This window comes from Mesorhizobium sp. M7A.F.Ca.ET.027.02.1.1 (assembly GCF_004022985.1).
GTDB lineage: Bacteria > Pseudomonadota > Alphaproteobacteria > Rhizobiales > Rhizobiaceae > Mesorhizobium.
Genome location: NZ_RZOL01000025.1, coordinates 17,367 through 31,588, shown reverse-complemented (window position 1 = coordinate 31,588; position 14,222 = coordinate 17,367). Strand labels below are relative to the sequence as shown.

Sequence of the window (14,222 nt, the reverse complement as noted above, 5' to 3'; positions counted from 1 at the left end):
ACCGGGCGCAGGCCGCCGCTGAACAACTTTCGGCGGACGGAGTGGTTCTGGATGTCTCGCAGCTGCGTGAACTGGACCTTGCAGAGCTCAATCATTTGAGAGAGGCCATCCAGACGACCGATATTTTCTTCTCTTCCGGCAAAGTTGTGCCGGGACCAGAGCAGACGCCGGTTCTCGACAGATTGGCGGATCAAATAAAGGAATTCGCCCAAAGTGCCCGCAAGTCAGGCGTAACTGCGCGGTTCATGTTGACCGGCCATTCGGACACCACGGGCCGTGAGACGGCCAACGCGTCGATCAGCGCCGCCCGTGCCGAGACAGTTCGTGCGCTTCTCAACAAGCGCGGCGTCGCCCCGGAACTGCTGCTGGTTCGGGGCGCGGGCACCTTTGAACCGGCGGTGCCTGAAAATAGTCAGGCTGGTAGCTCCACCAATCGCCGGGTTTCCGTTACGGTAAACCTGGACTAGGTCGGAGCCCAAGATGTTGCAAAAAAAGATCTGTATGTTGGGCGGGTTCTCTGTTGGAAAGACGAGCCTGGTTCGCAGGTTTGTGAAAAGCATCTTTTCAGAGACCTACTTGACCACGGTGGGAGTGAAAATCGACAAAAAGAGTGTCGCACTCCCGGACAAAACAGTGGATCTGATTTTATGGGATTTGGCCGGCGAAGATGATATCGGCTCATTCCGCGTCAGCCATGTGCGAGGTGCGACAGGCCTCGTGCTTGTCGTCGATGGAACCCGCGCCGCTACCCTTACCGCCGCGCTCACGCTGCGCGAGCGGGTCGAGGCTGAATTCGGTGCTATGCCGTTCGTATTGCTTTTCAACAAATCTGATCTGGCCGATCGGTGGGTAATACCGGATAGAGAAATCGACGAACTGAGGCAACGCGGATGGCAGGTCTATCTGACAAGTGCGCTCTCGGGTGAGCATGTCGATGATGCGTTTCTTAAACTCGCTTCGATGGTCACCAAATAGACCATGCAAAGATTGCCAAGAGAGATCGGAAACTGGATTTACGATTTCTTCTACAACGAGCGTGCTATTGCGTATGTGAAAATTGACGCCCAGCTGCGGACAGCGGCGAAGGGCGGTAACGTTAAACATTACGGGCTCTCATCCCTTCGCATCGGTAAGCCTGTTGCCGATCAGCTTGAATTCATGGAAGGTTTGCTGCCTTGCCCGGAGCTTCCATTTCATATGCCTATGGTCGAACTGCCCAGCGGGCGTGTCGCGGACCTTCATCTTTTTGCTGATGATGACTGCGTGTGGCTGCTCTTTCTTGATGCCACTGCCGAACGCGACAACAAGCAGCGGCTTCAACAGAAGGCTTATGAAATGACTCTTCTGCAAGAGAGGGAGCGCCAACTCAACGAGAAGTTACATTCGGCCAATGAGGCGTTGAGGAAGAGTCAGGAGGGATTGTCGCGTGAATACCAGCGCGCCGAATCCCTGCTCCTCAACATTCTTCCGGCGTCGATCGCGGAGCGGTTGAAAGCGCACAAGAAAATTGCAGACAACCACGCAGAGGTGAGTGTGCTTTTTGCCGATATCGTCGGTTTTACGGAAAGAGCGCGCAGCGTCGGAGCGGTGACGACGCTCGCTATCTTGAATTACTTCTTCAAGGCGGCGGATCGGCTCTCGGAACGGCACGGCTGCGAAAAGATCAAGACAATCGGCGATTGTGTGATGGTGGTCGCGGGCCTGCCCACCGCGCGATCCGATCATGCACAAGCCCTCGCGCACTACGCAGTTGAACTGCGCAAGGCGGTCAAACGCGAGAGCTTCGCAGGAGAACCGATAAGACTGAGAATTGGAATTCACTCGGGACCGATCGTCGCTGGCGTCATAGGCAAAAGACGGTTCGCCTATGACTTGTGGGGCGAGACCGTTAATCTCGCCTCGCGTATTCAAACGTCCGCGGAGCCCAGTGAAATCCGTATTTCCGATGCAACGCGCCAACTGCTGGGACCAAAATTTGCTTGCGATCCACTTGAGGAAACGGAATTGCGTGGTGCAGGTCGTGTACGAATGTGGCGGCTCCCAGCCTGATTGTCGCTTGCCGGCGCTGGAGCGCACTGCATCTCAAGCCGCAAATTATTAACGTGAAGATTTGATCAAACGGGACCTCATTGGGCGACTTGCGACACAGCTGACATCAGTTCCTTCGGGTTGGGCGCCCCAAACATGTATCGCCCCCCCTCCGGAACCTCCGTGAAACTCCAGCGGACAATTCCCTGCCTGTCCAGCAGGAATTGACCGACCAATTGTCCGTGTCCTGTTGCGATCATCTGTTCGTCGGCTTCGGTCACTTCGTAAGGGTCCTTCCTATCGAGGATTTCGCTCGCTGCAAAAGGATCCATGGGACCGGGCAACTCGCCTGGTATGTCGACCCGCATATCCTTTGCTGCTGCCATCGAGACCTTGTACGGCCAGTTCGTCTCGTTTTGGGTGAATTCGAGATTGGGTAGTCCAAAAGCACGATGTGAAGCGCGTTCAGGGTCGGAGGCCGCAAGCAGGTTCGGCATCGGGTGGTAGCGGAAATAGAGACGCGCTCGTTCGATCGGCGTGTTGACCACCGTCAGGCTCTCCACGCCCCTTTCACGCAGCTCCGGATCAAGCCGCGCCTGGGCGGCGATGTGGCGCCGGCAGAAGGCACAATGCAGACCTCGAAACAGGCCGACCAGCACTGGTTTTTGCCCGCGAAAGTCATCGAGCGCGATCTTGCCTTCCTGGGTAATGGCGTCAAGCACCAGGTTCGGCGCACGGTCGCCCGGTTGAAGCGGTACCAAGTCACTAGGCGCGGACATTTCCAACCCCTAACCCCGGCTAGTCGAGAAAAGGCAGCACCACAAGCGCTTCCGGGTCGAGCCCGTGCTGGGCGCATATACCCTGCGCCAGGGAAAAGTAGCGTTCGGCCTCGGCCAGATTGTCGAGGTCCAGATTAAGCGTTGCGAGACCATCATAGCACGGAAAGAGCAGTTGGGGCTCGCCCATTTCGCGGGCGACGTCCAGTGCTTCGTGGAACAGGCCAACCGCCAGTTCAGGACGGCCATTGCACTGGTGGATCTGCCCAAGCACGATCAACGGCACCGGCAGGTGCTCGCGCTGGTCGAGCGCCCGGTCGATCTCGATAGCCTTCTCGGCGGCAGGCACGCCCTCCGTTGGACAGCGATCCGTGAAAGTACAACAAGCGACCGCCAGATTGGCGAGGAGGCGGGCCTGGAAACCCAGATCACCAATATGGCGCGCCACGTCCAGACCGCGCCGACAGACCTCCATCGCCTTTGCCGGATCGATAGTCGTGTAAAGCACGCCGAGATTGGTGTAGCCGCGGCAGGCCGCACCCAGCAGACCGGCGGCTTCGGCCAATTCAATGCTGCGCTCGACCTGGCCAACGGCTTCACGGTTTCGTCCGAGGCGAGCCAGCGCAACAGCCTTGGTATTAAGTGCCTCGGCGGTCACAAGAGTGGCATCGCGTCCTACGTCGGAAACATGCTCCGTCGTCAAAGTGCGTACGCAATCCAGCGCCGCGTCCGCCCATTTTGCCGCGAGGGAGTGATCTCCGCTCCGGAACGCCTGTCGGCCACGTTCTTGCCAGAGATGCGCCTGCTCGATCGGGGCATCCGCTCCATCGAGGAGCGCTGCCGCTTCAGCATAGCGGGATTCTGCGTTGTCCCGCTTGCCGACGTCCCAGAGCAGCCGACCGACCTTACGCAAAACGCGCGCCGAAGCGACACGATCTGCCGACTGGCGGTATGCCAGCAACACCGCCTCGTAGTGGTGGTGCGCGACCTGGCGGCGGCCTGCCGGGCCGCTCAGATCGGCAATGCGCTCTGCAATTGCCAGCTTGAGCGGTGTTTGCCCGATCGCACCCAATGCGGTCAGTGCTCGCTCATAGAAACGAAGGGCGTCATCGTTGGCGTATATCATGCGAGCGCGATCACCCGCCGCCTGCAGGCAATGCGCGCCCCTTTCCCGCTCGGCGCTCTGTGCGAAATGATGACCGAGCACCGCCAAATCCTCGAGCCGTTCCGGCTTGTCGCCGTACAGTTGCTCCAAGGCAGCACCGACCCGCCCGTGGATGTCGGTCCGGCGTTGCAGGAGCAGATTCTGGTAGATCACGTCCTGCAGCAATGTTTGCGTAAAGCGGTAGCTTTGCGACGAGCCCGAGCCAGATCCGGCAACTTCCTCGATGATTTCCGCATCGCAAAGCAGTTCGCAGCCGGCTTCTAGCCGGCCGGGGTCGGATGTAACGGTTTTCAGAAGGGTGGCATCGAAGCGCGGGCCAATTACCGCGGCTTCCTGGGCCAACCGGCGCACCTCTTGGGGCAACCGGTCGACCCGAGCAAGCAACATTGCCTGGATCGTGGCGGGAATGCCGGTTGCGACTTCGCCTGCCACAGTCCGCCATCGCTGGCCCTCGCGCATCAATACACCGCGATCGATAAGGCCGCGAACGATCTCCTCTAAAAAAAGCGGGTTGCCGCCCGAGCGCTCGAGGATCTGGCCGAGAAGCCCTCCTGCGGAGTTTACCCAGCTCTCGCCGAAAAGCGCCGCCAGCAGACTGCGTCCGTCATCATTGTTGAGCGGCGAAAGCCTGAGCGCCGTGTGACTGACCCGATTTGAATCGAGTTGGTCGTTGTCCGGCGCTGGACGATGCGTGACCAGCAACATCAACCGTGTGCGTTCCAACCTGTCCATCACGAAACGCAGTGCCTCAAGTGACACGGCGTCGGCCCAGTGCAGGTCTTCCACGACAATCAACAGCGGCGACAACGCAAGCCGCCGTTCGATGATTGTGCGGACTGCGTAAAGAATTTGCCGCCGCAGCTGCTCGGGCTCGACATGCTGCAAGGTGGCATCGGGGTCGCCAAGGCCAAGCACATGGTAAAGCAAAGGCATCAGTCGCTTTGCCTCTTCGCCCTGCAGGCCGAGATCGGTAAGCAAGGCTGCGAGCTTCCCCCGTATTTCATCCCCATTGTCGTTCTGCATCATCCCCGCAGCGCTGCGCACAACTGCGTCCAAGGCGCCAAATGATTGTTCGCCCAGCGGTGAGCACGCGGCCTGCCGCACGGCGACGTTGCGAAAACGATCCTCGTCGCCGACGCGGGCGACGAACTCCTTCACCAGCCGCGACTTCCCGATACCGGCTTCTCCGACGAGGCGGACAAGTTGGGCCGAGCCGCCGCACGCCTGGTCAAGGCTCGCCAACATTCTATGAAGCTCCGCACCGCGACCAATCATCGGCGCGCTGAGGCCGAGCGCCTCGAGCCCACGTGCTGCACGCGGGGCCGCAAGCGGTGCATCCAGTCGATGGACGAGCACGCTGCCGGCCTTGCCGCGAAGCACGACATCGCCCAGCGACTCGTAAGAAAAGGCATGCCGGGTCAGCCTGTGAGTGAGTTCGCCTACCAGCACCTCACCCGGTGCGGCCAGCGATTGCAGGCGCTGCGCCGTATTCACGGTGTCGCCGGTCACCGAATAGGATTTGGCGGTGCCGATGCCCAATCCGCCAGTAACAACCGGACCGGTGTTTATGCCGATGTGGAGTAACAGAGGCGAGCCGGAGTGGGGGGTGCCTTCACCGAGCCGCGCCGTCCGGGCGATCATGTCGAGAGCGGCGCAAAGCGCACGTTCTGGGTCGTCTTCATGCGCCACGGGCGCACCGAACAAAGCGAGCAGCGCATCGCCGATGAATTTGTCGACGAAACCGCCAAAGTTTCGCACGGCCGCCGTCAATTCCTTGAACAGCGCGTTCTGCAGAGCTTGCATCACCTCGGGGTCGAGTTGTTCGCTGAGTGTCGTGAAGCCGCAAAGGTCGGCGAACAGGACCGTTACCGTCCGGCGATCGGCGTCAGAGACGGGATGCAGCCCATAGCTTTCGATGTTCGTAGGCAGCGACAGGATTCGAGAAGGCGGCACGATGGTCCCGCTTGGTTTCGGAACAGGCCGTTCGGCGGCTTTTGCGGACGCACCAAGGCTTGCCCCACATTTCGGACAGAACTCGAAGTCAGGTGCGCAGGGGTAGCCGCAGCTGGCGCATGGCACAGGCTGGCGCCTGCCACACTTCGGACAGAAGGCGTAACCGCCCCCAATCTCGAAACCGCAGCCCGAGCAGTCCATGGAAACCTCACCCGAGCATGATGCCGAAAAGTGTGAAGCGGTTTTCGGACCACATCCTGCTCTGTCTCTTTGACCTAGAGATGGATTCAGATTTCAGGTCGATTCGGCCTGCAATCATCCGGCTCTTGGGGCCATGACTCGTGATCTCGCCACGCCCTTCACGGCCAGGGTATTCACAATGATGAACCGATAGCCGTCAACCGGCAAGCGGCAGCAAATGGGCATCCGTGGGTCCGGTGGCGGAGCGTTGCCGATTCGGACGGCTGCTTGGCCGTCGTTGCGACGTTCTCTCTTCGCCCCTCCGTCTTCCTGCTATCATGGAGATGAGGAGACGGACTTTGAGCGAGAATCGCAGACTAGTCGCAATCCTGGCTGCAGATGTGGTTGGATACAGCCGGTCGCCAGCGCGGACGAAGATTCGCCTCGCGTCTGGAGGGCGTCGCGGCGCCCGGCGCCATCTGCCTGTCCGAGAACGCCTATCGCTAGGTCAAGGCGAGTCTCGACCTCTCGGTCAGCGATCTCGGCACGCGTGGGCGGCATGGCAGGAACTGCTCGCGTCAATCCTGACTATTCGCTGGAATACCGTCGCAAAGTCTTGCCTTACAAGAACCATGCCGATTTCGAACTCATGATCGACGGGCTCCGCAAGGCCGGAATAGTGCAATGACAAATGAGGGCATGCGGTCGGATCAGACGCCAAAGGCTCGGCCGATCTTGCGCCATCGGGCGTTTTCACGAACCAGTTTCAGGTCGTCGGTCGTCTCGGCAAAAGTGTGCGAACGGTAGTGCCCGAGCAGGTCAGGAAACAGCCTCCCTGCCGGCAGGCCGGCAACCTGTTCGCGGACCGACATTTTTTCATCGATGACCCGGGTGCCCCAGGCATTTTCCCGAACCTGCAACTCGGCAGCCAGACCGCGCTCTTCCGGCGCGGTTTCATCCAGCGCAGCCAGCAGGATCGAGTGGAAAAGCGCTACATAACCGATCTGCCTCAGGCCGCCCACGACCCGCACGCGCGGCAATATGGCAAGAACGAGGAACGTCAAGAACAAGTTCGGCAGCAGCACGCCCTCCAGCAGCGCCTGCTTGAGATGCGCCCGCTCGAACGGGATGGAAAGACCGTTCGGCCTTTCAGGCTCGATCAGGTGCCCGTTCTCGAAAACAAGCTTGCGCACGCGCTCCTCGCGAATGCCCCAGAAATAGGCCGTGGCATTGGGCAGGAATCTGCCAAATGGGCCCGATTCGGTCTCTTGCAGGGTACGTTCGAGACGCTGACGCCTTGCGGGCTCAAGGAGCAGCTTGGAAAGAAGGCTGCCGTCATGGTCCAGATGCCGCGCCACGACGGAAGCCGCGAGCCGGTCATCGATGAACACCGGCCGAGCCATGCCAGAACGATCCCAATCGGCGACCAGATCCTCGTTGAGGTCTGTCAGTGCATCGGCGGCGGTTCCAAACACCTTGTCCTGGCTGGCGAGCAGTGTGCCCAGCCAGCGGCTGGCATCCGTTTCGTCGCCCACCGCTTCGAGCGCCCGCTTGTTGAGGGTGACCGGGCCGGCCGCGCAGGCGCTTTTGCGGCATAGTTTGTGGCGCCCCATGCCAAACAAGTTGACCTTGTCGTCGCCGACATCGAGCCATCCCGGCCCCTCCCGGCCAATTGTCTCCATGGTCATCGTCGTTCCCATGAAGCCGACGAACGCCGACAGCCCGTTTTCGACCGCGCCGAGCCAGGCAAACAGGAGGGCATCGAAGGTGATCCTGTCCATCAGCAGCAGGCAGTGTAGGCCGGACTGGATCACCGGTCTGTGGTCGAATTCTTCAAGGGCCTTGCCGACCTCTTCAGGCTGCATGATCAAATCAAGGCGCTGATGCAGTATATCAAGCAGGATCGAACGGGCAGCGATCGCCGGACCCGAAGCAGGTCTTGCCACCGGCCGCCACAGATGGCGGGCGTATTCGGAAACCGGTGCATTCCAGTTCTGCTCGATATCACGCACGACTTCCGGGCAGAGCAGTGATAGCACTGCCAGAACATCCACCGGAGCCTTAAGGGTCGGATCAAAGTCCCTGGTCATCAGAACCGCAGCCGGGCCATGCTCAGAAGGTCGTGATACCGTCCTTCGGTAAAGCCGGCCTTCACATGCCGGCCTTCGACCTCGAAGCCGTGGCTTGTGTAGAGGCGGATGGCCGGTTCATTGTCGGCATAGACGGTCAATTCGACTCGCTTCAGGGCGCGCCAGTTGTCGGCCACGTCAAGCAGCGCGCCAAGTATGGCAGAGCCGATACCCTTGCCGACAAAGCCATCGTCAAGGCCGATATTGATCTCGCCGATATGCGAACGGCGCGGCGAACCCTGCACGACAAGGCTGCCATGGCCGACGACCTTGCCGTCCAGCTCGGCAACGATCCAGGTGGTTTCCTGGCCGGACTTGGTGATACGCCGTTCTATCTGCTCCACCATCTCGAATGGCACCCTGAGCGTGCCCCAGCGGAAGCCCGGCATGTTGAAGATGGCGCAAAGCGCCTCCGCATCGCTTGGCCGAATGGCCCGGAGTTGCGGCTGGATTTTCTTTGGGAATGGCGAGGTCGTGCTGGTCATGGCTTTCCCGGCAAAGGCAATAGGCCCGGCACGATGCACCGGACATCATCTGAAAATCCAGCCATCTCATCATCCTATGATGCCGATTGCGCGCTGAAGTACCGGGAGACGGCGTAGAGTTTGAAGATGCCGCTGATTCCGATCCAGCCGAAAAGGGCGAGCCAGCACAATGTTCCCGTCGCCGTCCAGTCGATCCGGTGCATTACGGCCTCGGTGATGACAAGGCCAAGGATGGCAAACAAGCCGACCAGAAACTGCGCCAGACCGAGCACCAGCAACTCTTCGTGCGGCGCGCTTTTCCAGACGAGATATGTGCCGCCCGCTCCGGCGAGGAAGATGGCGCTGTAAACCTGAGCGTGGAAGGCGTCGATCGGCCACGGCCAAAAGCCGCCGAATGTCAGGGGAAACAGCAACAGACCGACGCCATAAAGCCCAAGGATCGCCATTTCCATCGACATATAGCCGCGCCATGCAGAGTTTAAGGTCACGCCCTTTGCGGAAGGACGGCCCCCGGCCCGTAACAGGAACAGCCCGGATACCGCGACCGAAGCAAGATAGACCAAGAACCAGAGCCAGGGCGCTTTCCGCTCGAAGTTGAAATAGCCGAGATTGATGAACGAAGCCGCCGAAACGATGACGGTGAAGATGAAGGCCATGACAAGCACTAGCCTGCCTGGCGACCAGCGATTCCAGACCAGCAGCGCCGCCATCACGGCCATTTCGGCGGTGTAGAAGCCGCCGAGGAAGCGGGCGTTGAACGGCGTGACGGCCCAAGGCCAGCGCGGCCTGACCAGCGCAGGCGCGAAAAAAAGGCCGGCGCCGACGATCAGGACGATGATGATCCCCGCCGAGAAAAGCCGCAAGGCCGCGGGAAATGGCGGGTTGTCGGGTGTCGGCGCGGGAGAAAGTCCCAAAGATGAATACCCCATGGACCCACCATAGTACCGCTTGGGATCGGTGAAAATCCCGACGGATTGACACGTCGGCGGGCTTTTCCATTCGAATGGCCGTACGATCCGTTTCGAAGTAAGATGGAGCGCTCGGAACGAAGACCGGTTCCGGTCAACCACCTCGGGGGTGCATTTTCCGGAGACTGCACGATGACCGAAATTCAGGATCTGTTCTCGCTTTTGCGGCAATCGACCGATGTCGATCCCCAGGCAATCGACGCGATCCGGCGGACCATCGCGGAAGGCAAGGATCATGAACTTTGCCGCATCAATGTGCCGGCTTTCGCCAGCAAGCATGGCCTCGACGAGGAACGCGCCATAAGCGCCTTCCTCCATGCGGCGCGGGTGGGCATCTTCGACATTTCATGGAATGTTCTGTGCCCCGGCTGTGGCGGCGTGCTCGACACCAACGCTACGCTGAAAACCCTGCAGAAGGACGAATACACCTGTGCGCTATGCTCCGAAGGCTATTCGCCGACCCTCGATGAGATGGTCGAGGTGACATTCACCGTCAGCCCTCGCGTGCGCAGGATTGCCGCCCACAATCCACACGAACTGCCATTGGTGGAATATTTTCGCCAGATTTACTGGGGATCCGGCGTCGATCTGCCGGAAGAGGGTTTGGCGAAAAACATAGAAGCGTTCTCGCTGGAGGATATCGAGCTGGCGCCGGGTGAAAAGGCCGTTCTGCCCATACAGCTTCCGTCCGAATTCATCATCGTCTTCGAGCCGGTCACCCATTCAGCGCAGTTCATCGACGCGAAGGGCGAACCAACAAAAGAGCGGCGAAGCCTGTCGTTGGCTTTCGACCGCGACCATGTCCAGAACCAGACACTGGAAATGCAACCCGGTCCGCTGCGTATTTCGCTGGAAAACAGGACCGACACCCGCGTGCTGCCGGCAGTCTTCATCGCCGGCGAGGCATTGCATAATCTCCTGGGCAAACGCCGGCCTTTTCTGACCGCCAAGCGCCTGCTCACCAACCAGACGTTCCGCGACCTCTATCGTACGGATACGCTCGACATCAACCAGCGCCTGAAGATCACCAGCCTCACCTTCCTGTTCACCGACCTGCGCGGATCGACCGCGCTTTACGAGCGGGTGGGCGACCTTTCAGCCTTCGATCTCGTGCGCGTGCATTTCCAGGTTCTGCACGAGATCGTCGCGGCGGAGGCAGGCGCGGTGGTGAAGACCATCGGTGATGCGGTGATGGCGACATTCGCGACGCCTGATCGCGCGATGGCTGCGGCCCTCAGGATGCGTGATGCCATGCGTGCGCTCAATGACAGAAGCGGGCGCGAGGATCTGCTGCTCAAGATCGGTGTCCATGCCGGCCCCTGCATCGCCGTGTCCATGAACGAGCGACAGGACTATTTCGGCCAGACGGTCAACATTGCTTCACGGGTCCAGAACCTGGCCAACGCACAGGCTATCTTCGCAACCCGCGCGGTGGTCGACGACAATCTCACCGCCGATCTGTTGCGTAGGAACGCTCTGACGCCCGTGCCTCACGAAGTCTCGCTGCGCGGCATCGAGCGGGAGATCGCGGTGTATACAATCCCCTGAGCAATTGGGCCGTCCAGAGCAATCCCAGGGAAAGTGTAAACGGTTTTTCGGGAAAAACGCGTAGCACTTTCCCTTGGAATTGCAGTAGAGCAGCGTTTGCGTGAAAAGATGAGGCGCTCTCGGCCGCTCACACGCGCTTGCAGAGGAAATAACGATCGGCGGGCTCTGAAGTCGGCGCCGGGAGGCGTTGCAGCAGCGGGTGATCGAGCGGCGTGCCACTGACCGCGAAGCCGCCGACCCGAAGCAGGCTCGCAATCAGATCGGGAAGCCAGGTAGCAGTCACTGCATCCCGATCGTCATAGCCGGTGCCGATGTCGGCATGTACAAGGGCGGCTTCGATGCCAATGAACTTGCGGGCCGTCTCGCGTATTTCGCCGAGCACGAGGTTTTCGGCTTCGGGAATTGAGCTGGCATGTGCGCCGACTTCGCGGTCGAACACCACGATCCGGCGCCCGGGCAGGCGCTCGCGCAGATGGTGGAACGTCCGACCGTTGCCGAGGCCGAGCTCGAGTACAAGCCCCTCCATCTTCGCCACCTCGACGCAGACTTGGTCGAGAATGTCGCGCTGTGCGGTCATCCTGCTGATGAAATTCTCGAGGCGACTCATATGCTTTTGTGTGTCCTGAACCAGAAAGAGATCGTCAATGCCGCCGACAAGAACTGTTCACGGGTGAATCCCGAAGGCGTAGTGCGAAACTCGATCACGTGTCGGCACATATAGAGGCGGACCATGAACACTGCAACAACCGTACAGGCAGCCGGCAGGATCATACCGGGTGGAATAGGCGGCACGGCGCGCGGCAAAATAACAACTCATTTGTAGGGATCTGCGGCGTCCCGCAAGCCGTCACCGAGGAAGTTAAACGCCATGATGACGAGAATGACGGGAAGCATCGGCAAAAGCAGCCATGGATAGAATGCGATCACGCTGACGCTGCGCGCCTCGGTGAGCAGGATGCCCCAGCTGGTTATCGGCGCTCTCAGGCCGAGCCCGAGGAAGCTCAGCGCCGTCTCACCCAGGATCATGCCGGGAATGGAGAGCGTCGCCGTGGCGATCAGATGCGACATGAAGCCGGGAATGAGATGCCGGCCGATGATGCGGCTGCTCCCGGCGCCCATCAATTGCGCGGCCAGAACGTAATCCTCTTCGCGCAAGGCCAGAAGCTTTGAACGCACGGCCCGCGCCAGTCCGGTCCAGTCGAGCACTCCGAGGATCACGGTGATGCCGAAATAGATCAGGATCGGACTCCAGGTTATCGGCATGATCGCCGCCAGGGCCAGCCATAGCGGAATGCTGGGAATCGATTGCAGGACTTCGATTATCCGTTGAACGATCAGGTCGAAGATACCGCCGTGATAACCGGCCAGTCCGCCGATGACGATGCCGAGCAGGAAGCTGAAACTGATGCCGACGAGGCCGATTGTCAGTGAAATGCGTGCGCCATAGATCATGCGCGAGAGCACGTCGCGCCCCAGCCTGTCGGTGCCGGCCAGAAAGAGCTGGCCGTTTTCGGCAGCGCAGACAAAATGCCTGTCACCTTCGATCAGGCCCCAGAACCGGTAACTGTCGCCCTTGCAGAAGAAACGGACCCGCTGAACATCGCCCGGGTCGTCGATGTAGTTCCGCTTGAGCGTGTCCATGTCCAGCGTCATCTGGCGGCCATAGACGAACGGCCCGACGAACTCGCCGTTGTGGAACAGGTGCACCTGCTGCGGCGGCGAATAGATATAGTCCATGTTGCGCGTGTGCAGATTGTAGGGCGCCAGAAACTCGCAGATCAGTATCCCGAAATAAAGCACTATCAGGAATATGCCGGATACAAGGGCAAGCCGGTGCATGCGGAATTTCCACCACATCAACCGCAACTGCGACGCCTGAAAGACCTTCGACTGCTCCGCCGTCATCGCCTCGACCGACTGCAGGTCAAAGGGCGCGCTGGAAACGTAGTGTTCTAGTGGAGCACCCGGAGCGGGGAGCGGCGAATCCGTCTTCATTTGGTGCTGCCGCCCTGCAAACGAATTCGTGGATCAAGCACCGCCAGCGCCAGGTCGGAAATCAGGACACCGATGACTGTCAGGAAGGCTAGGAACATCAGGAACGACCCCGCCAGATACATGTCCTGGCTTTGCAAGGCCTTGATCAGCATCGGCCCGGTCGTTTCCAAAGACAGCACGATCGCCGTGATTTCGGCGCCGGAGATGATGGCCGGCAGGATAGAGCCGATGTCGGAAATGAAGAAATTGAGCGCCATGCGCAGCGGATATTTGACCAGAGCCCTGAACGGATGAAGGCCTTTGGCGCGTGCGGTCACCACATATTGCTTGTGTAGCTCATCGAGCAGATTGGCGCGCAGCCGCCGGATCATGCTTGCCGTGCCGCCGGTGCCGATGATTAAGACCGGGATCCAGAGATGGGCGAGTATCGACTTCGCCTTGGCCCAGCTCATCGGCTCGCTGAGATATTGCGGGTCCATGAGATGGCCGAGGGACGTGCCGAACCAGATGTTGGCGAAATACATCAGGATCAGCGCCAGCATGAAGTTCGGAATGGCAAGGCCCAGGAGGCCGAAAAAGGTCAGGCCGTAATCGCCCCAACTGTATTGATGCGTCGCGGAGTACATGCCGATCGGAAAGGCGATGAGCCAGGTGAAGATGATCGTGACGAAGGAAACCAGCACAGTCAGCCACATTCGGTCCCCGACGACGTCGCGAACCGGCAGCTCATACTCGAAGGAATAGCCGAAATCGCCGTGCAGCATCCCGCCGACCCAATAGAAGTAGCGAATGATCGGCGGCTTGTCGAAACCATATTCCTTGCGCATCATCTCGATGCGATCGGAATCCACCCCTTCGCCCTGTGCCCGAAGCTCGGCGACATAGCTGTCGAAATAGTCGCCGGGGGGAAGTTCGATGATCGTGAACACCAGCGCTGATATCACCAGCAGCGTTGGAACCATCACAGTAATGCGCCAGACAATATATCGAAGCAC

The 14,222-nt window shown here is 59.9% G+C and carries 14 protein-coding genes; 6 read left to right on the top strand and 8 right to left on the bottom strand.

What is annotated here, in order from left to right:
* The 3 genes from EN749_RS05225 to EN749_RS05215 form a co-directional block, all read left to right on the top strand.
* Positions 1-467: OmpA family protein (locus EN749_RS05225; RefSeq protein ID WP_145990879.1), on the top strand; the 467-nt coding region annotated here is incomplete at its 5' end.
* A gap of 13 nt (positions 468-480) precedes the next feature.
* Positions 481-975 carry a Rab family GTPase gene (locus EN749_RS05220; RefSeq protein WP_023809564.1) on the top strand — a complete coding sequence of 165 codons (495 nt, stop codon included), beginning with the start codon at positions 481-483 and terminating at the stop codon, positions 973-975.
* A 3-nt stretch (positions 976-978) separates the two neighbouring features.
* Positions 979-2,049 carry an adenylate/guanylate cyclase domain-containing protein gene (locus EN749_RS05215; RefSeq protein WP_127811232.1) on the top strand — a complete coding sequence of 357 codons (1,071 nt, stop codon included), beginning with the start codon at positions 979-981 and terminating at the stop codon, positions 2,047-2,049.
* A 77-nt stretch (positions 2,050-2,126) separates the two neighbouring features.
* Here EN749_RS05215 and EN749_RS05210 read toward each other — a convergent pair whose 3' ends face one another.
* A complete protein-coding gene (locus EN749_RS05210) occupies positions 2,127-2,807 on the bottom strand; it encodes a redoxin domain-containing protein (protein WP_127380484.1) in 681 nt (226 codons plus the stop codon).
* 19 nt (positions 2,808-2,826) lie between these two features.
* On the bottom strand, positions 2,827-6,123 hold the full coding sequence (locus EN749_RS05205) for an adenylate/guanylate cyclase domain-containing protein (RefSeq protein ID WP_128362679.1): 3,297 nt from the start codon (positions 6,121-6,123) through the stop codon (positions 2,827-2,829).
* 538 nt (positions 6,124-6,661) lie between these two features.
* Here EN749_RS05205 and EN749_RS39415 point away from each other — a divergent pair.
* The gene (locus EN749_RS39415) at positions 6,662-6,790 is read left to right on the top strand and encodes a hypothetical protein (RefSeq protein WP_281035284.1); all 129 of its coding nucleotides are present in this window, start codon (positions 6,662-6,664) and stop codon (positions 6,788-6,790) included.
* A gap of 22 nt (positions 6,791-6,812) precedes the next feature.
* Here the strand turns inward: EN749_RS39415 and EN749_RS05200 are convergent, their stop codons facing one another.
* The 3 genes from EN749_RS05200 to EN749_RS05190 all read right to left on the bottom strand — a co-directional run bounded on the left by EN749_RS05200 (position 6,813) and on the right by EN749_RS05190 (position 9,426).
* Positions 6,813-8,192, bottom strand: coding sequence for a hypothetical protein (locus tag EN749_RS05200; protein ID WP_127811230.1), 1,380 nt, complete (start codon positions 8,190-8,192; stop codon positions 6,813-6,815).
* The gene (locus tag EN749_RS05195) at positions 8,192-8,716 is read right to left on the bottom strand and encodes a GNAT family N-acetyltransferase (RefSeq protein WP_128362678.1); all 525 of its coding nucleotides are present in this window, start codon (positions 8,714-8,716) and stop codon (positions 8,192-8,194) included. The genes EN749_RS05200 and EN749_RS05195 overlap by 1 nt, the downstream gene beginning before the upstream one ends.
* A 74-nt stretch (positions 8,717-8,790) precedes the next feature.
* A complete protein-coding gene (locus EN749_RS05190) occupies positions 8,791-9,426 on the bottom strand; it encodes a hypothetical protein (RefSeq protein ID WP_245491270.1) in 636 nt (211 codons plus the stop codon).
* Between the two features lie 43 nt (positions 9,427-9,469).
* Here EN749_RS05190 and EN749_RS38625 point away from each other — a divergent pair, with 43 nt between their 5' ends.
* Together EN749_RS38625 and EN749_RS05185 are read left to right on the top strand one after the other, a co-directional pair.
* Positions 9,470-9,658, top strand: coding sequence for a hypothetical protein (locus EN749_RS38625; protein WP_245491268.1), 189 nt, complete (start codon positions 9,470-9,472; stop codon positions 9,656-9,658).
* 158 nt (positions 9,659-9,816) lie between these two features.
* Positions 9,817-11,232 (top strand): adenylate/guanylate cyclase domain-containing protein, encoded by a 1,416-nt coding sequence (locus tag EN749_RS05185; protein WP_127319622.1) that lies wholly within the window; start codon positions 9,817-9,819, stop codon positions 11,230-11,232.
* Positions 11,233-11,359: 127 nt separating this feature from the next.
* Here the strand turns inward: EN749_RS05185 and EN749_RS05180 are convergent, their stop codons facing one another.
* The 3 genes from EN749_RS05180 to EN749_RS05170 all read right to left on the bottom strand — a co-directional run bounded on the left by EN749_RS05180 (position 11,360) and on the right by EN749_RS05170 (position 14,222).
* Positions 11,360-11,839: a class I SAM-dependent methyltransferase gene (locus EN749_RS05180; protein WP_023809557.1), complete on the bottom strand. Its 480-nt coding sequence runs from the start codon at positions 11,837-11,839 to the stop codon at positions 11,360-11,362.
* A 206-nt stretch (positions 11,840-12,045) separates the two neighbouring features.
* A complete protein-coding gene (locus EN749_RS05175) occupies positions 12,046-13,227 on the bottom strand; it encodes an ABC transporter permease (RefSeq protein ID WP_127811229.1) in 1,182 nt (393 codons plus the stop codon).
* A complete protein-coding gene (locus EN749_RS05170; RefSeq protein WP_127395737.1) occupies positions 13,224-14,222 on the bottom strand; it encodes an ABC transporter permease in 999 nt (332 codons plus the stop codon). The genes EN749_RS05175 and EN749_RS05170 overlap by 4 nt, the downstream gene beginning before the upstream one ends.

Excerpts from the sequence above, each read along its gene's own strand:
- EN749_RS05215 (WP_127811232.1), top strand. The coding sequence starts at position 979 with ATGCAAAGATTGCCAAGAGAGATCGGAAACTGGATTTACGATTTCTTC.
- EN749_RS05175 (WP_127811229.1), bottom strand. The coding sequence starts at position 13,227 with ATGAAGACGGATTCGCCGCTCCCCGCTCCGGGTGCTCCACTAGAACAC.
- EN749_RS05195 (WP_128362678.1), bottom strand. The coding sequence starts at position 8,716 with ATGACCAGCACGACCTCGCCATTCCCAAAGAAAATCCAGCCGCAACTC.
- EN749_RS05190 (WP_245491270.1), bottom strand. The coding sequence starts at position 9,426 with ATGGCGGCGCTGCTGGTCTGGAATCGCTGGTCGCCAGGCAGGCTAGTG.
- EN749_RS05185 (WP_127319622.1), top strand. The coding sequence starts at position 9,817 with ATGACCGAAATTCAGGATCTGTTCTCGCTTTTGCGGCAATCGACCGAT.
- EN749_RS39415 (WP_281035284.1), top strand. The coding sequence starts at position 6,662 with ATGGCAGGAACTGCTCGCGTCAATCCTGACTATTCGCTGGAATACCGT.
- EN749_RS05200 (WP_127811230.1), bottom strand. The coding sequence starts at position 8,192 with ATGACCAGGGACTTTGATCCGACCCTTAAGGCTCCGGTGGATGTTCTG.
- EN749_RS05210 (WP_127380484.1), bottom strand. The coding sequence starts at position 2,807 with ATGTCCGCGCCTAGTGACTTGGTACCGCTTCAACCGGGCGACCGTGCG.
- EN749_RS05180 (WP_023809557.1), bottom strand. The coding sequence starts at position 11,839 with ATGAGTCGCCTCGAGAATTTCATCAGCAGGATGACCGCACAGCGCGAC.
- EN749_RS05220 (WP_023809564.1), top strand. The coding sequence starts at position 481 with ATGTTGCAAAAAAAGATCTGTATGTTGGGCGGGTTCTCTGTTGGAAAG.
- EN749_RS05205 (WP_128362679.1), bottom strand. The coding sequence starts at position 6,123 with ATGGACTGCTCGGGCTGCGGTTTCGAGATTGGGGGCGGTTACGCCTTC.